This window comes from Saccharopolyspora phatthalungensis (genome assembly GCF_014203395.1).
Classification (GTDB): Bacteria; Actinomycetota; Actinomycetes; order Mycobacteriales; family Pseudonocardiaceae; genus Saccharopolyspora; species Saccharopolyspora phatthalungensis.
Map to the genome: position 1 here is coordinate 1,193,431 of NZ_JACHIW010000002.1, position 16,450 is coordinate 1,209,880.

The 16,450-nt window shown below is 68.9% G+C and carries 13 protein-coding genes; 3 read left to right on the forward strand and 10 right to left on the reverse strand.

Annotated features, from left to right (window positions below; all coding sequences use genetic code 11):
- The 9 genes from BJ970_RS39700 to BJ970_RS31685 form a co-directional block, all read right to left on the reverse strand.
- A complete protein-coding gene (locus tag BJ970_RS39700) occupies positions 1–2,943 on the reverse strand; it encodes an amidohydrolase (RefSeq protein WP_312864567.1) in 2,943 nt (980 codons plus the stop codon).
- Positions 2,940–3,860 (reverse strand): LLM class flavin-dependent oxidoreductase, encoded by a 921-nt coding sequence (locus tag BJ970_RS38435; RefSeq protein WP_246471911.1) that lies wholly within the window; start codon positions 3,858–3,860, stop codon positions 2,940–2,942. Before BJ970_RS38435 ends, BJ970_RS39700 begins: the two co-directional genes overlap by 4 nt.
- Positions 3,857–5,719, reverse strand: coding sequence for a hydantoinase B/oxoprolinase family protein (locus BJ970_RS31655; RefSeq protein ID WP_184731054.1), 1,863 nt, complete (start codon positions 5,717–5,719; stop codon positions 3,857–3,859). The genes BJ970_RS38435 and BJ970_RS31655 overlap by 4 nt, the downstream gene beginning before the upstream one ends.
- Complete coding sequence (locus BJ970_RS31660; protein ID WP_184731056.1) at positions 5,712–7,778, reverse strand: hydantoinase/oxoprolinase family protein; 2,067 nt, start codon at positions 7,776–7,778, stop codon at positions 5,712–5,714. The genes BJ970_RS31655 and BJ970_RS31660 overlap by 8 nt, the downstream gene beginning before the upstream one ends.
- A complete protein-coding gene (locus BJ970_RS31665; RefSeq protein ID WP_184731058.1) occupies positions 7,775–8,590 on the reverse strand; it encodes an ABC transporter permease in 816 nt (271 codons plus the stop codon). The genes BJ970_RS31660 and BJ970_RS31665 overlap by 4 nt, the downstream gene beginning before the upstream one ends.
- The gene (locus tag BJ970_RS31670) at positions 8,587–9,420 is read right to left on the reverse strand and encodes an ABC transporter permease (protein ID WP_184731060.1); all 834 of its coding nucleotides are present in this window, start codon (positions 9,418–9,420) and stop codon (positions 8,587–8,589) included. The genes BJ970_RS31665 and BJ970_RS31670 overlap by 4 nt, the downstream gene beginning before the upstream one ends.
- Positions 9,417–10,493, reverse strand: a complete 1,077-nt coding sequence (locus tag BJ970_RS31675) for an ABC transporter ATP-binding protein (protein WP_184731061.1) — start codon at positions 10,491–10,493, stop codon at positions 9,417–9,419. Before BJ970_RS31675 ends, BJ970_RS31670 begins: the two co-directional genes overlap by 4 nt.
- Entirely contained in the window at positions 10,493–11,662 is a 1,170-nt protein-coding gene (locus tag BJ970_RS31680; RefSeq protein WP_184731063.1) for an ABC transporter substrate-binding protein, read from the reverse strand. The genes BJ970_RS31675 and BJ970_RS31680 overlap by 1 nt, the downstream gene beginning before the upstream one ends.
- Positions 11,663–12,027: 365 nt before the next feature.
- Positions 12,028–12,657, reverse strand: coding sequence for a GntR family transcriptional regulator (locus tag BJ970_RS31685; protein WP_184731065.1), 630 nt, complete (start codon positions 12,655–12,657; stop codon positions 12,028–12,030).
- A gap of 430 nt (positions 12,658–13,087) precedes the next feature.
- Between BJ970_RS31685 and BJ970_RS31690 the strand changes: the two genes are divergently transcribed.
- The 3 genes from BJ970_RS31690 (at position 13,088) to BJ970_RS31700 (ending at position 14,434) form a co-directional block, all read left to right on the forward strand.
- Positions 13,088–13,699 carry an NIPSNAP family protein gene (locus BJ970_RS31690; RefSeq protein ID WP_184731067.1) on the forward strand — a complete coding sequence of 204 codons (612 nt, stop codon included), beginning with the start codon at positions 13,088–13,090 and terminating at the stop codon, positions 13,697–13,699.
- Between the two features lie 127 nt (positions 13,700–13,826).
- A complete protein-coding gene (locus BJ970_RS31695) occupies positions 13,827–14,180 on the forward strand; it encodes a YciI family protein (RefSeq protein ID WP_184731069.1) in 354 nt (117 codons plus the stop codon).
- Between the two features lie 62 nt (positions 14,181–14,242).
- Entirely contained in the window at positions 14,243–14,434 is a 192-nt protein-coding gene (locus tag BJ970_RS31700; protein ID WP_184731071.1) for a hypothetical protein, read from the forward strand.
- Positions 14,435–15,012: 578 nt separating this feature from the next.
- On the opposite strand, the gene BJ970_RS31705 is transcribed toward BJ970_RS31700, so the two are convergent.
- On the reverse strand, positions 15,013–16,305 hold the full coding sequence (locus BJ970_RS31705; protein WP_312864568.1) for a helix-turn-helix domain-containing protein: 1,293 nt from the start codon (positions 16,303–16,305) through the stop codon (positions 15,013–15,015).
- Positions 16,306–16,450 lie beyond the last annotated feature (145 nt).

The following is a 16,450-nucleotide window of genomic DNA, read 5'->3' on the forward strand; positions in this document are numbered from 1 at the left end:
TCAGTACACCGGTCGCTCGCCGGGACCGGCAAGACCGGCGTCCCACGCCGGGACCGGAGGCGCGTAATCGATCATGTGCGGCACGACGACGTCGACGTAGTACGGACGCGGCTTGGCCGTGAATTCCTTGACGACCTTCGTGAACTCCTCGATCGAGGTCACCGCCGCACCATCGATGCCGTTGGCCTTCGCCACCATGACCGCGTCGGTCGGGCCCGGGTCCACCCCGAAATAGCGCCCTCCCGTGTAAAGGTGCTGCAACATCTTGATCCAGCCCATGCTGTGGTTGGTCAACTGCACGAACAGGATCGGCAACTCGAACCGAGCCGCCGTCTCCAGCTCGCCGCAGGCCATCGCGAAACTGCCGTCTGCGGTCACGGATACGACGGGCCGCCCCGGGCGGGCCTTCGCTACTCCGATCGCGGCGGGGATCGCGTACCCCATCGGGCCGTGTCCGCGCGGGATGACAACCTCGCGGCCGGGCTGGGACTGCGCCCAGAACGCGGCGACATTCGGGGTGGGCGTGCCCGGGTCGGCGATGACCGTGGTGCCCTCGCCGAGCAGTCCGCGAACAGTCTCGACGATCGCCCTGGGATAGAGGACCCCCGCGGCATACTCGGCCGAGGCGGTCGGCGGCGTCGCGTCGGCACGGGCCGCGGCGACGGCGTCGAGCCGCTCGGCCCGAACCTCCGCCGGAACCGGAGTGACGGCGCCGAGCAGCTGGGCCAGCACCGCGCGACAGTCACCGACCAGCGGAAGGGAGCCCGGAAAGTTGCGGCCCGCCCTGGCCTTCTCGATGTCGAGCTGGATCACTGTCTGCCCGTACTTCGCCGGAGCCGTCCAGCTATTGGTGTCTGTCGCGTTGCCTCGGGTCCCGACGAGCAGGACGACGTCGGCGGAAGCGACGTACGCGTTGGCGCCCGGCTGACCCGAGTTGTTGCCGACGACGCCGATCCGCCACGGGTCACTTGTCGCGACCGCGCCGACGCCGTGGATCGTGGTGGCGACGCCCGCCCCGAGCGCCTCGGCCAGCTCGTGCAGGGCATCGTATGCGCCCGAGCTGTGGACACCGCCTCCGGCAACGATCACCGGACGCCGCGCGCCGACCATCGCGGCGGCGGCCATCGCGATGGCGGCCTCGTCGGCGGCGTCCCGCCGCGCCGGAACCTCGATCCCGCAGTCCCGAGCCGTGGCCGAGGTGCACTCGTCCAGAACGTTCTCGGGCACGATTAGCGCGACCGGCGCGGGACGGCCGGTTGTCGCGGTCCGCAACGCTGTCTCCACGGCGGCCGACACGTCATCGGCGTGCTCAACGACAATCTGTGCCTTTGTCACCGCAGAGAACAAGGCGCGCTGGTCGATCTCGGTGAGTGCCCCGCTCCCCCGGCTCCCCGCGTGGATGTCCGAGCTGATCAGCAGCACCGGGATCCCGGAGGCAAACGCATCGCCCAGGCCGCCGACGGCATAGGTGCACCCGCCACCGCTGGAGACCTCGACCACGCCGACCCGATTGGTGACCCGGGCGTACGCATCGGCCATATAGGCGGCGTGCCGCTCGTCGCGGGCCAGCACGTGCTCGATGTCCCTCATGCGGTGGTAGAAGGCGTCGTAGAGCACCACGCCGGTGTCTCCGGGAACGCCGAACACGGTGGTCACCCCGCTGCGAACCAGGGCGTCGACGAGGACGTCGGCGCCGCGCCCCGTCGACGGAACGGCCGCTGGGCTCGGCGACTGAGGGGCAGTGGAGGTGGCGGGCATGGCGCGGCCTTCCTGTGGGACTTTCAAGCGGTGCTTGGCAAGCAGGTGGTGCCGGGCAAGGCCGGCCAGGAGCGCCGAGGCGTCGGCCAGCAGGCTGTCGTCGAAGCGAGCACGGGGTGAGTGGTTGCCATCCGGCGCCGTCGCGCCCGGCTCGGCGACTCCCAGGTAGCCGTAGGCACCCGGAATCTCGCGCAGCACCACGGAAAAATCCTCCGAACCGGTGCGCGGGTGCTCAAGTTCGCGATAGCGGCTGCGGCCGAAGAGCCGGGTCGCGGTGTCCGCGAATACCGCCGCCGCGGCGGGGTCGTTCACGGTCGGTGCCATGACCGGGCGGACGTGCGCCTCGGCGGTGAGCCCGTGGGCGGCCGCCACCGAGGCCGCCACCGCAGGTAGCTCTGTCGCGATTTTGGTGGTCGCAGACTCGGAGAACGTCCGCACCCCGGCGCGCAGCACGGCGTGATCCGGAACGACGTTCGGCGCCGAGCCGGCGCGCAACTCCCCGACGGTGAGCACTACCGGGTCGAAGGCGTCGAACCGTCGGGCGACGTAGGTGTGCAGCGCGGTGACCGTCTCGGCCAGCGCCGGCACCGGGTCAAGGGCCTCATGCGGACGACCGCCGTGCCCGCCGCGGCCCGCGAAGGTCACCTCCAGCACCGAGTAGGCCGCCATGATCGGTCCGGGACGGCAGAACGCCAGCCCGTGCGGCTTGTCGGCGAGGACGTGCAGCGCATAGGCGACGTCCGGCCGGGTACCGGCGACGTCGAGCAGGCCCTCGTCGAGCATCGCCTGCGCGCCGCCGTGACCTTCCTCCCCCGGCTGGAACATGAACACGACCGCACCGGCCAGCGTGTCGCGCTCGGCGCACAGCAGCCGGGCGGCTCCAACCAGAGCGGCGGTGTGCAGGTCGTGCCCGCAGGCGTGCATGGCGTCGCCGGTGGCGGCGAAGGAGAGCCCGGTGTCTTCGCGGATCGGCAATGCGTCCATGTCGCCGCGGAGCAGCACAGTCGGGCCAGGATGCGCGCCGCGCAGAACCGCCGTCACCGACGTGCACCGGTCCCCCGTCGTGATCTCCAGCGGGAGCCCGCCGAGCGCGTCGAGCACCGTCTGCTGTGTACGGGGAAGGTGCAGCCCCACTTCCGGATTGGCGTGCAACTGCCGGCGCAACGCGATCAGGTCCGCCGTCATGGCCGCTCGCCCTTCCGCAACCGGGGCAGCACGGACTCCACAACCTCGGCGAACACGTCCGGATTGTGCTTGCCCTGCAACGGGAACGGGAACATGAACTCGGTGATGCCGATGTCGGCGTAGCGGCCGATCGTGTCGCGGAAGTGCTGGACCGACACCCAGGGCGTGTCCTGGGTGAAGGCGAGCATGAACGAGCGCCGCACAGACGCGGGGTCGCGACCGCCGCGCTCGCATTCGGCGTCGAGCAGCCGGGAGCGCCGGGCCGTGACGGCCACGCTTTCCTCCGGGCTCAGCGAGACGCCGCGGGCAAGCTGGCTGAATAGCGTGCCGTAGGTGCTCCACACGTCCGCATAGCGGGCGGCGACCTTGATCGTCGCCGGCAGGTGCGCGGCGATCAGCAGCGGGATCGGGTCCGCGACCGGCCCCGGCGCGAAGAAGCCGCTCGCCCGGTGGTGGGCGAGGTTCACGTCGACCGCTCCGCCGTCGAGCATCGGACGCAGGACGGCGCAATAGTCGGCCAGCCGTGGCCCGCGCTCTGCCACCGGGAAGGAGTCGAGCCCTGCGGCGGCGAGGTCTTTGGGGTTGCCGCCCACGCCGATCCCGGCGACGGTGCGTCCGCCGGACATGTGATCCAACGTCAGGGCCTGCTTGGCCAGCACCGAAGGGTTGCGCATGCCCATAGCGCTGACCAGCGTCCCGACGGTCGCCGTCGAGGTGGCCGAGGCGATCCCGGCCGCGAGTAGCCACGCGTCGAAGCGCGGCTTCAGCGGGGTGCCGTGCGCGTCGACGCCGCTCCAGAGGTGGTCGCCCGCCCACAGTGCGTCCCAGCCTGCGGTCTCGAAGCCCCGCCAGCGCTCGACGAGTTCGGGCCAGGGCGCGGCTTCGTGGGTCATCAGCCCGAAACGCAGTGCGGTCAAAGCGCGTTCCTCCTGAGTCCGGCCGCGGCCAGCGCGGCATGCACGATCTCGTCGGTCACCGGGCCGTCGCCGGCCCGCCGGTCGGCGTCGAGGTAGAGGGCCCGATAGGTGGTGGCCTGGCGGGAAAAGGGCACCGCCCCGAGGACGGCGTCGCCGAGCGCGCGCTGGCTCCGGGCCGGCCAGCGTCGGTCGTAGGCGTCGCGGGCGTCGCCGAGGGCAAACAGGTCGCCGTCAGCGGGCCGCTCGCCGAGCCCTCCGCCGCCGGGCGTTTCCACCCGCAGCACGTCGCCGCGGTTCAAGGTGACCGTCCCGACCCGGCCGAGATCGCGCGCCCCGGGCGTCCCGGGGTTGAGCGTCGCGCGGCCCCGCTGCCCAGGCTCGCCGCCGCGGACCCCCCAGGGCTGGAAGGTGAGCCGTTCCAGCCCGCGCACGGCGAAGGTGACGTCGTCATCGAGACTGCGCAATTCGATGATCAGCCCGTCGCCGCCGGTGAACGCCCCGTCGCCGCCGGACCCCCGCCGGTACCGGTACTGCTCGACTAGCACGGGGACTTCGGTCTCCAGAACTTCGTTGGGCACATTGCGCAGCCAGCCGCCCATGTAGCTGGTGCCACGCAAGCCCGGCAGGCCAGGGCGCCCGCCCGAACCGCCGGTCAGCGGCTGACCGACGGACACCCGGCGGCGCCCGGTGGCCGCGTCGCGATAGGAGATCGCCGCGATCGCGACGGCGCCCGCCCCGGCAGCGAACGCCGCGTCCGGCGCGGCCTGCGCCAGGCAGCCGAGCACACAGTCCATGATCCGGAAGAACACCGCGGCCCGGACACCGCACGGCGCACCCGGATTCGGGTTGACCACCGAACCCGGCGGCAGGGTCGCGGTCAGCGGCCGGACCAGGCCCGAGTTGTAGGGCACCGACTTGTCCCGCGAGTAGAACCAGTTCACCAGCGCGAACGCCAGCATGTAATGCCCCGGCTCGCCGCCGGTGTGCAGGTTGATCGCCTCGACGACCTGCGGCGAGGTCCCCTCGAACGACATATGCGCGGTGCGGCCGGAGATGGTGAGTTCGAGCCGCAACCGGGTCGGCGGCACCGCGACGGTCCGGGTGCCATCCGCCGCGACCGCGTCTTGGCCCTCAAGGTAGTCGACGAATTCGTAGCTGCCGTCGGCCAATTCGCCGAGCATGTCGCCCGCGCGGCTCTCGGCGGTGTCGAGCAGGTCCGCGATCGCGTCCTTGAGTGCCTGCGCGCCGAACGCCTCGTGGATCTCACTCATCCGGCGCTGGGCCGTGCGCAGGCCCGCGACCTGCGCTTCGATGTCGCCCACGTTCTCTCGCGGGACGCGTGAGTTGCGGGCGATCATCGCGAAAAGGGCATCGTTGCGGCGACCGTCGTCGATCAGCCGGACCGGCGGGATGATCAGCCCCTCCTGGTGCTGGTCGGTCAGCCCCCAGTCGATCGAGCTCGGCACGCTTCCGCCGATGTCCGAGGCATGGACGAAGCTCAGCGCGAACGCGACGATCTCCTCGCCGGCGTAGAGCGGGCACCAGGTCCACAGGTCGGGAAGGTGCGTGACCAACCCACCGGTGGCGGCGGGGTCGTTGCTGATTCCGACGTCGCCGGGCCGGTACTCGCCCAGCGACTCGATCGCGACCCGGGCGGGCGCACCGATCATCGTGTTGCCCGAGATCCGCCGGGGCGCGGCGAACACCTCGCCCTGGGGCGTGACCAGGCAAGTGCCAAAGTCGGCAGTCTGCTTGACGAACGTGCTGAAGCTGGTGCGGCGGATGTTCTCCGCCATCTCCTCGACCACCGCGGAGAAGCGATGCGCCAGCACTTCGAGCTGGATCGGTGAGCTACGCATCGGCGTTGTCCTCCTGCCTTTCGGCGCGCATCCGCAGGTTGCCGAACCGGTCGACCCGGGCCCGGAAACCGGACGGCACGAACACGGTGGTGTCCGGCGCGGACACCACCGCCGGGCCGGTCAGTTCGGCACCGGCGGCCAGGCCGGGCCGGCGGTAAACCCGCCCCTTGACCACGCGCCCGTTCTCGATGATCAAGTGCGGCAGCGCCTCGACTGCGTTGGTTGCCCGCCAGTCCGCCTGCGGCAGCGCGGCGGTGGCGGCCAGGGTGATCCGCAGGCTTCGGACGTCGATCTTGGCGTCGCCGGGATCGACGGCGTACGCCTGCAAGTAGTCCCTCACGAAGGCGTCGCGCAACGCCGCGACCGTGGCGGGGACGCCGTCGCCGACCACGACCGGCAGGGTGAACGACTGGCCGTCGAGCTGGACGTCGGCCCAGCGGGTGATCCGCACGTCCGGGTGCAGGGTGTGGTCCTGCGCCTCGTACCAGGAACGGGCCTGGGCCGCGAGGTCGTCCCAGGTCTGGCACAGCACCTCGTCGGTGACGGCGGCGACCGGAGCGACGAGGTCGACACGCATGTCGGTGGCCAGCGCTCCGTAGGCGCAGAGCGTGCCGGGCGAGGCGGGGATGAAGACCTCGGGCATATTGAGCGCCCGCGCGAGCAGCGCGGCCTGGACCGGCCCGGCACCGCCGTAGGCGACCATGACCAGCTCGGCCGGGTCGATGCCGTGCTGGGCGCAAAGCGGCATGAGCTGCGCATGCATCATCGCCGTGGCAACCGACACCGCGGCCTCGGCGGTCTCTTCGAGACCCAGCCCGAGGCGGGTAGCGACGGGCTCAAGCGCCGCGCGCGCCGCGTCCACGTCGATCTCCACCGTGCCGGCGGCGAAGTCCGCGGGATCGAGGTAGCCGCAGACGACGTAGGCGTCGGTCAAGGTGGGTTCGGTACCCCCGCGGCCATAGCACGCCGGCCCGGGCCGGGCTCCCGCGCTTCGCGGGCCGACCTTGAGCACCCCGGCCGGGTCGACGCGGATGATCGAGCCGCCGCCCGCGCCGATCGAGGACACCTCGACCGACGGGATGATCAGCGGGAACTCGCCGATCAGGCTCTCCGTCGAGTACGGGACCGCGCCGTCGACGACCGCGCAGTCCACGCTGGTCCCGCCCATGTCCATCGTGATCAGCCGGTCGACGCCAGCGGCGGTGGCCAGCCGGATCGTGCCGGCGACACCAGAAGCCGGGCCCGACAGGAGGGTTTCCACCGCGGCAAGCAGCATCTCGCCGGGCTCGCGATCGATGGAGGCCACGCCGCCATTGGACTTGGTGATGTGCAGCGGGCAGGTGAGCCCCAGCCCACGCAGCTCGGTCGCCAGATGGTCGAGGTAGGCGCCCAAGGCCCCGCCGACATGCGCGGCGAGCACCGCGACCGTCGCCCGCTCGTACTCCTTCTCCTCCGGCCACAGCTGCCCGGAGCAGGCGACCGGCAGGTCGGGGAACTCCTCGGCGATCACCGCGGCGGCCGCGCGCTCGTGCGCCGGATGCAGGTGGGAGTGCAGGAAAGTGACGGCCACGGCCTGCACCCCGTCGGCGACCAGCCCGCGGACCGCGCGCCGAATCTCGTCCGGGTCCAGGGCACGCACGACCTCGCCATCGACGGTGACCCGTTCGCCGATCTCCCGGACGTCGGCCTCGGCAACCAGGGGGGTGCGCTCGGCGGTGAACAGGTCGATCGGGTCGTCCAGGCGCAGTCGGCCGATGGCGAGCAGGTCCGGGAATCCACGGGTGACGAGCAGCCCGACGCGAGCGCCCGAACGCTGCAACACGGTGTTGAGCGCGAATGTCTGGCCGTGCGAGAAGTACTCGACCTGGCCGGGGACGACGCCGGCGCGCTCCAGCACGCCGCGAACGCCGGCCAGGACCGCGCGCGCGGGCTGCTCGGCATCCGACGGGACCTTGTCGGGAACGAGCTCGCCGGTCGCGGCGTCGGCCAGGACGATGTCGGTGAACGTGCCGCCGACGTCGACGCCCAGCCGGTAACGCCGCTCGGTGGTGCCGGTCATGTGGTCCGCTCCTCCTTACGCTTCGGTGCCGCGAACAGTCCGGCCCGACGCCCGGCGAGAGCCACGAACCCGGCGAGCAGCAGGGAGCCGATGATCATCAGGCTGGACACGGCCGAAGTGGTCGGGTCCTGGTTCTGTTGCAGCCGCAGGAAAATCGCGACCGGCAGCGTGGTCGTGTCGGCGGGCATCAGGAACACCGAGAGGTCGACCTCGTCGAACGACGTGAGGAAGCCGAAGACGACGGCGATGATCAGGGACGCACGGATCTGCGGCAGAGTCACCCGCAGGAACGTCTTCAGCGGCGAGGCACCCAGGTCGCGGGCGGCCTCCTCCAGCTCCGGGTCGAGGTTGGCCAGGCCCGCGCCGACCAGCGAGACCACGAACGGGAGTAGCAGCAGGATGTGCCCGAACGCGACCCCACCGACCGTCCCGTACGCGGCCGGGACCAGCGAGGCGTAGAGCACGAAGAAGCAGAAGCCCACGACGACCCGGGGCATGCTCAGCGGCGCGATGAAGACCGTCCGCAGGAACGCCGCGCCGGGCACGTCGAACCGGTGGATGGCATAGGCCGCACTCGTGCCCAGCAGCACCGACCACGCCGTGGCGATGGCCGCGACGCGCACCGAGTAGACGAATCCGACCCGGAACTGCTCGTAGCCGAGGGCCTCGCTCAGCCAGCGTGTGGTGAGGCCGGACGGCCAGCCGCTCAACACCTCATCCGTGCTCACCGAGGCAACGAGCACGATGACCAGCGGGGCCAGGATGAAAACGACGATGACGGTCAGGAAAACCCGGCGCAGCCAGCGGCTCACGATGGCCTCCTCGAACCGGGGATGAGCCGGCCGGCGAGCGTGAAAGCCGCCAGCACGATCAGCGTGAGCACGAGGAGCACGACGGCCTGCACTGCGGCCCGCGGCCACTGCAACTGCTGGATGTCCTGGTAGATGCTCTGCGCCAGCACGGTCACCCGCCCACCGCCGAGTAACGCGGGTGTGGCGAATGCGCTGATCGTGAGGGTGAAGGTCAGCTGCGCACCGCTGAGCAGACCCGGCATGGTGAGCGGGCACTGCACCCGCCAGAAGCGCCGCGCGGCCTCCGCTCCCAGGTCGGCCGCGGCCTCGCCGAGCTCGGCCGGGACGGCACGCACGGCGGCCAGGATGGGGAAGAACGCGAAAGGCAACTCGACGTGAACCAGTGCCAGAACCACCCCTGGCTCGTGGTAGAGCCAGTCGTCGAACACGCCCCCCAGCGGCCCACCGGTGCGGAGCAGCATCGCCCAGCCATAGCTACGGACGACGACACTGACCAGGATCGGCGAGAAGATCACGAAGAGCATCACAGCGATCTGCCAGTTGCGGCGCAGCGTGCGGATGCACCAGGCCAGCGGGTAAGCGATCAGCACACAGATCAGGGTGACCAGCAGGCCGAGCCGCAACGTGGTGCCGACCGTCGACCACAGGTAGCCGTCGGCGAGCGCGCCGCGCCACGTGCCGAGATCGAACGCGGCAAAGAGCGTGGACGTCTGCTCCGTCCGGACGCTGTAGGTGACCAGCAACAGCACGACGGAGCAAAAGGCGAGGACGAGATACGCAGTCCCCGGGGCCACCAAGAGGAGGCCGAGCCTGCGTCGGACGGCCGTCATGCCTGCACCTGGTCGCGCACCGGTCGGCCGAGCCGACGAACGTCCGCGGCTGCGAACGCGATGCCCACCTTCTGTCCCGGGACGAAGTCGCCCTGCGACGGCGCCAACTCGGCCAGCAGCTCGCGGCCCGTCACCGTGGTCACCCCGACCCGCAGTGATTTGCCGGTGAAGCTCGCGGTGCGCACGACACCCGTGCCGCGGGAGGTGACGTCGTCCAGGGCGACGAACCGAAGATCCTCCGGGCGGACGGCGAATGCTTCGAGACCGTCGCCGTCGACGTCCGGGAAGGCGACGCCGTCAACCGAGTCCCCCACCGGCCCGTCGAAGATATTGTTTTCGCCGATGAAGTCGGCGACGAACCGGTTGCGGGGCGCTTCGTACAACTCGCGGCCGCTGCCGACCTGCTCGATGACGCCGGCGTTCAGCACGGCGATCTGGTCGGCCAACTCCATCGCCTCGGCCTGGTTGTGCGTGACGCAGAGGAAGGTCGTACCGGTTTCCTGCTGCCAGGTCCGCAGCTCGCGGCGCATCCGCAGTTGCAGGCTCAGATCCAGCGCGCTCAACGGCTCGTCGAGGAGCAGCACGTCCGGGCGGCGGACCAGCGAACGGGCAATCGCGACGCGCTGGCGCTGCCCACCGGAGAGCGTGGCCGGGGAACGGTCGCCGTAGCCTTCCATCGCGACGAGCTCCAGCATTTCCGCGACGCGCCGCCGCACCACGGACTTCGGCATGTTCCGCTGGGTGCGCAGGCCGAAGCCGATGTTCTCGGCGACGTTCATGTGCGGGAACAGCGCTCCGCTCTGGAAGACGAGATTCGTTGGCCTGCGGTGCGCCGGGGTCCGGGTGTGGTCGATTCCGCCGATCCGCAGCGTGCCCTCGTCCGGGACGTCCAGCCCGGCGATGATCCGCAGCAGCGTCGTCTTCCCGCAGCCCGACGGCCCGAGCAGGCAGAAGAAACTGCTGGCCGGGATCGTGACGTCGACCGCGGCGAGGACCGTATTGCCGCCGAAACGACGGGTCAACCCGCGGGCCTCGACCGAGCTGGCACCGAATCCGGCTGTCTGACCAGCCATTAGATGTGGGCCTTGACCTGGTCGTTCCACGCGGTCGTCGCGGTCGGGATGCTGGCGACGAGGGCGGTCCAGTCGAGCTGGATGGCCTTCTCAACCGTTTCGAGCTGAAAGCTCGGCCGGTCGGCGTACTTCGGGTCGAGCGACGCGCCTTTCACGAGCGGAAGAGTGGCGGTGGCGTTGCAGTAGGCACTGACGTTCTCCGGCGAGAACATCTTGTTCATCAGCTGCGCGGAAGCGTCGACTTGGGCGTCGCTGGAACCCTTGACGATCTGAAACCCCTCGGGGAAGGCCATCACGCCCTCGGATGGGACGGCGAAGCCGATCGGGTCCCCGGCCTGGATCCAGGGCTCGGCCACACCCTGGAAACCGGGTGCGATGACGACCTCGCCGGAATTGAGCTGCTGGCGCAGCGCGTCGATGGAGGAGATAAAGCCGCGGAACTGGCCTGCCTTAGCCGCGTTGGAGAACACGTCGATGCCGGGCTTGAGGTTCGACTCGCTCCCGCCGTTGAGCTTCGCGATCACCGGCAGCGCGTTGACGCTGAACGACGGCGCGTCCCAGGTAGTGACCTTACCCCGGTTGGCGGCGGCGAACAGGTCCATCCAGGACCTCGGCGGCGTCGGAAACGCCTTCTTGTTGTAGACCAGTCCCATGGCGTCCATGACCAGGTAGGCGCCCTGGCGGTCGGCGACCTGGTACTTCGGCAGCACCTGGTCGATCGCGGTGACCGACTTCGGCACGGGCAGCCACAAGTCCTTGTCGTTGCCCTGGGAAAAGCTCTGCGCGTTGAAGAATCCGAGGTTGAGCAGCGGGTGTGACGCGTTGATCTGCACCGATGAGACGAGCTTGGGGAACGTGTCGGCGTTCGTTCCCTCGATGTACTTGACACGCACCCCGCTCGCCGAGGCGAACGCGTTGCCGACCTCCTGCGGCACCTTCCCCTGCGCGCCCGCCCAGTGGAACATCGTGATCTCTGTCCCGGCGGCATCGCCCGCCGACGCGGGCGACTTGCCGGGAGTTCCGCACGCGCCGAGAGCCGTTGTGGCTCCTGCCGCAGCGCCCGTGAGGGCTGCGACGCGGAGGAAATCACGCCGCGTCATGGAGAAGTTGTTCATGTGCGATCTCCTCAGCAAGCGAAAATCTGGCCCGATCCGGACCGCGTCGGCCACATCCACCAGGACGTTCAGGGCATGAAGATTCGCATACGAAGTCGCATACGACAACCATGGAGGACAGACTGACCACAGTCTGAGAACGCGCGAGGGTCCGCAATATCACCGCTACACGGACGAAACCTTGCCGCTTTGCCGAGGTTCGGTCGGTGGATCATTCGATGACCCGGTCATGAACGGAGAGCATCCGGCGGAATACGCTGAGCCACGCCGGCGGATTGATTCTCCGCGTCGTTAAAAGGCAGCGGGCACGACCCGAGACAACATCTACAAAGTCCACAATGGACTATTTCGGCACATGCCGGGCACCGCGAGAGGTCGCTATGCGCGGTCATTGCTCGGTTGGCCGTGCCGACGGGATGTCAGTCCGCGAGGATGCCGTCGCGTTTGAGCGCGGCAACGACCTGATGGCTTTCCTGCTGGACGTGCTCGCGGCTGGCGAGATCGGCCTCGGCCTCGTTGCCGGCGCGCAGCGCGGCGATGATGCGGCTGTGGCCACGGTTCGCCTCGGGGCTTGCGGCCGCGGCCAGGCTGTACACCTCGCGGGGCAGGTTGTGCGAGAGCTGTCGCAGGACCGACAGGGTCCGGCGGCTCGCCCCGGTCTTGTTGATGAGCGTGTGGAACTCCCAGTTCAGGTCGTGCAGCAGATCCGGGTCGTCGTTGGAGCTCATCTGGGCATGCAGTTCATCGAGCCGGTCGAGCACGGGTTCGGTGATCCGCCGGACCGCTCCCGCCGCGGCGAGCCCCTGGGCCATCCCGTAGAGCCGGTAGTGGTCGGTGATGTCCTCGGACCGGATCGGGACGACGAACGTGCCACGATGCGTTTCGGAGGAGACCAAGCCATCCGCCTCAAGGGTGATCAGGGCCTCGCGGACCGGGAGCCGGCTCACGCCGAGCTCTTCGGCGATGGCGTCCTGGGGAACGCGCTGCTCGGCCTTGAGCCTGCCGTCGAAGATCATCGTCCGGATGTGCTCGGCCACCTCGGCACTCATGGCACGCCGCTGCATGCGGGGGCCAGCGCCTGTGCGAGCCCGTCCGGCCATCCCAGATCTCCTTCGTCCGCCTTGCGATATTGGATAAACTATCACCTTGCCCGCGAAGAAGTTCCGCAAGTGGCGCGAGGATCACCGATGCCGCACATCAGCAGGCCCGCCCTAACGGGCGAAATTATATATTTGATACAAATTTTCCTTCTGGCGCCCGGGTGACGATCAAGGAGGTGAGGTGACCCGCAGCCGCCCCGTCAGCCTAGATTTGACCAAATAACCGCTGATACGGCCGCTCGTCGCCGACCACCACGTCGTCCAGGTTACCCTTCTCGCGCTTGACTGCCAGCGACACGAGCGCGAAACTCAAGGACAGATCTGATCATATATACTGTTTTTCGGGTCGACCGATCCACCGCCTTCTTTGAGGACAGCCGTGAAGTATGAACTCGCCACCCTCGACCTTCAGCAGATTTGGGATGTTCCCAAGGCCCTCCCCCGCCTGGAGGCCTACACGGCCGCGTCGTCCGGTGTGCTGCTCGGGTGCTGGGAAACCGATATAGGCGAGATCGGCGGACGGCTGCTCGTACTCCGGAGCTTCGAGCACGACGATGACCTTCTCGCCGAACGTCGACGCGTCCTGACCAGTCCCGACCCGTTCGGGATCGGCGAACACCTCCGCGGGTTCGCGGTCTCGTCCTACGAGGCGTTCCCCTTCTTGCCGCCCGTTGAGTCCGGCGAGTTCGGCAGTGTCTACGAATTCCGGACCTACGAGCTCAAGATCGGTGGCCTGACGCCGACGATGGAAGGCTGGCGGGACGCCGTGCCCGCCCGCACCGAGATGTACCCGCTGACGGTGGCGATGTATGCGCTCGACGGTGTCCCGCGCATCACGCATATCTGGCCGTTTCGCGACCTGAACGACCGTCTCGCGATCCGCCGAGAGTCCTACCGCAAGGGCATCTGGCCGCCGAAGGGCGGGCCGGAGAACATCGCACGGGCCACCTCGACCATCGCGATCCCGACGCCGTTCTCCCCATTGCATTGACCACAGCGACGGCCCAGTTGGGCGGCCAGTGCGGCTGCTCCGCCGGAGACGGGACATTCCGTCTCCGGCGGACGCCCGGTGCGGCACGTCCGGCCGTGCCGTCGTGCCACCACCGAAAGGAATTGACATGGCCATCTTCTTCGTCCGCTTCGAACACCCCGACGAGGACGGCTGGCAGCGCTGGCTCGGACCCCATGTGGACTGGATCCGCGAGCAGGTCGAGCGGCGCGTCGTGCTGGCCTCGGGCCCCTCGCTCGGCACACCGGTGCGGCAGGGCCTGCTGGTGATGCGGGCCCAGGACGAAACGGCCCTGCGTGCCATCCTCACGACCGATCCCTTCTGGGAACACGGCATCATCGAAAACCTCCAGATCACCGGGTGGGACCCGGTCTTCGGTTCGCTCAAAGAGTTTTCGAGCACTCCGGGTGAGGTCGAGCTCGATGCACTGGTCTCCCGGCCCACACCCGGCGATCATGGATAACGCGCCGTCATGCGGCACCCCGCTTGGCCGACCTGGTCAAGGATGCGCTGACGATCCCGACAATGGCAGGTCCCCCGGCGCGGCGGGGTCGGTTGCGGCGAATGCCGCACTTCGGCCCCGCCACGTTCACCGAGTCGTGCCGCGCCGGAGGCTGGGCCTTGATCGGGCTCCTCCAGCGGAGGCAGATGCGCGGGACGTTCCCTCAGATCATCGCTTTCGGCCAGCAACAGCAGCGGTTGGCGCGTCTTCGCTGAGCCGGTCCAGCTCTTCCAACTTTTGCGAGGACGCGGATCTACGCGCCGCGTTGGCGAACTACGACTTCGCCGCCGTGCGGCAGCAGACCGTCCTGTCCCAAATCCAGCTCGCCGACCTGCTCGGCTTGCGTCGGACAGGGCCGATGCGACACACGCACTCGCCTTGTAGTCGTGCGTAAGGGCGTACTCTCGTAGCGCGTCGTCGACGCAGAGTTTGCTGGCCCGAGGACAGGGGCAGTTGTGCGACATCCCCTCGAACTGCCACCGCGTCGGGCCTCGAAAGCGCCAGGCTTTTGCTCGTGAACAAACCCGAGGTCATATACCCACACGATGCGGGCCATCGTCGCCGCTGTCACGAGGCACCCGCCTGCTGTGGCGTTGGCGACTCCTGCGCAGGATGACCCCGCTCGTGCTCCGCCACAGCGTCCCGATAGCGGTCCTCGAACTCGCATCCTTGCACGCTGCACCGGTAGACGAATTTCACGGCCGTCCCCGGTTTGTTAACCCTCTCAGGCATGGCCCAAAGCTATGAACGATCGAAAGCTCGGGCTTAACAGCCAGTTAAGCAGCTCCCAGGATCACCCGGTTGGGGCGACGCCCATGCGATACGCGAGGCCGCGCAAGTCGCGTCCTCCGGCCTGCCGGTTTGCCATAGCCAGCAGATCGGTCACGGTTTCTCGCACAAAAACGTTGCTGCGCACTTTCTGAGGTGCCAGCGTTTCGGCCCGCAGTAGGGCCGCTAACCCGTCCTCGCGGGTCTTGCGCTCGGAGAGCAGGGCGCGCCCGTAGTCGATCCAATACGCAGCTTGCCGGGACCGCGAGACGGTTCCCGGACGCACCGAATCGGCGATCTCCGCGACCCGCGCCCCTTCGCCAAGCTCGACGCCGATCGATACTCGCCAGATTCCGACATTGGTCCTGCCAAAGTTCGTCTGGCACCAAGGGCTCACGTCGGCATCAATCAATTCCGCCAGGGACGCGGCCTCCGCAAGATGAGTTTGCGCTGTGTCTGCGTCGCCCTGCGACGCTGCCGCCAGCGCCGCAGTCAGGTTCGCCATCCCGCGAACCTCTGGGCGTGAGGCGGGAGCAATGTCGGCGGCTCCCACCGCGAGTTCGTATTGCCGGGGGCGGTTAGCCCCGCTGAGGACCTGCGCACGCTGGTAAGCAGCGTACGAGGTCCACACTGGATCGCCGAGTTCCTCAGCAGCTCCGCGCATTCGGTCCACGGCTAGGGTTGGCAGCCCGGCGAAGCGGAGATCGTGTGCGAGGTACGCAGCCGCCTTGTAGGCAGCGATCAACCCGACTAGTGCGGACCTGCGGTGCTCCGTATCGGTCTCTGCCGCTGCGAGGAGGTCACGAATCAGTCCAGGTAGTAGGGCTCCCTGCGCCGCGTAATCGGCGTTGGGACGGAGCGTCCGGTTGAGCCGGTCCAGGTCGGCCGCTACTTCCGGCCACGGCCTGGGCGGCACGTCGGGAACCTCGCCTACCCACCAGCTGGTCACCGCGTCCTCGATAGCGGTCATGGCCGCTATGACCTCGACCGAGGCTGCCCGCGAGGGCTCGCGGGGTTGGTCGGTCAGATCGACTGGGGAGACCCGCAAGGCTTGCGCTATGGCTTCCAACACGGACCGTTTGGTCACTGGCCGTAGACCGCGCTCAATCATGCTCAGGTACGCCCCCGTCACGCCCGCCAGCTCGGCCGTAGCGGTGAGGCTCATACCACGCCATGTGCGGATCTCCCTGACCCGCCGTCCGATGTGCGCGTCTTCCACGTCCACGAGATCACCGTCCTCGGCGTAAACACCTTCCTGCCCAGCGTACTTTGAACGCCGCAAGGGCCGATACCCGCGGATGAGCACGAGTTCGATCACGCACGTGCGTGGTTGCGGGAGGCTCGGATTGGTCCGATGCCGCCGATCGCGGCCGAGGTGGGTGTTTGATGTGGAACCCCTTGGGGACGTTTTGCTCCCCTCGGGGATCTGTCGAATCGGCCCCGAGGGCGTCCTGCTATCTGGT

Coding starts and splice junctions, on each gene's coding strand:
- BJ970_RS39700 (WP_312864567.1), bottom strand. CDS start 2,943: ATGACGGCGGACCTGATCGCGTTGCGCCGGCAGTTGCACGCCAATCCG.
- BJ970_RS31655 (WP_184731054.1), bottom strand. CDS start 5,719: ATGCGTAGCTCACCGATCCAGCTCGAAGTGCTGGCGCATCGCTTCTCC.
- BJ970_RS31660 (WP_184731056.1), bottom strand. CDS start 7,778: ATGACCGGCACCACCGAGCGGCGTTACCGGCTGGGCGTCGACGTCGGC.
- BJ970_RS31670 (WP_184731060.1), bottom strand. CDS start 9,420: ATGACGGCCGTCCGACGCAGGCTCGGCCTCCTCTTGGTGGCCCCGGGG.
- BJ970_RS31675 (WP_184731061.1), bottom strand. CDS start 10,493: ATGGCTGGTCAGACAGCCGGATTCGGTGCCAGCTCGGTCGAGGCCCGC.
- BJ970_RS31685 (WP_184731065.1), bottom strand. CDS start 12,657: ATGAGTGCCGAGGTGGCCGAGCACATCCGGACGATGATCTTCGACGGC.
- BJ970_RS31695 (WP_184731069.1), top strand. CDS start 13,827: ATGGCCATCTTCTTCGTCCGCTTCGAACACCCCGACGAGGACGGCTGG.
- BJ970_RS31700 (WP_184731071.1), top strand. CDS start 14,243: ATGGCAGGTCCCCCGGCGCGGCGGGGTCGGTTGCGGCGAATGCCGCAC.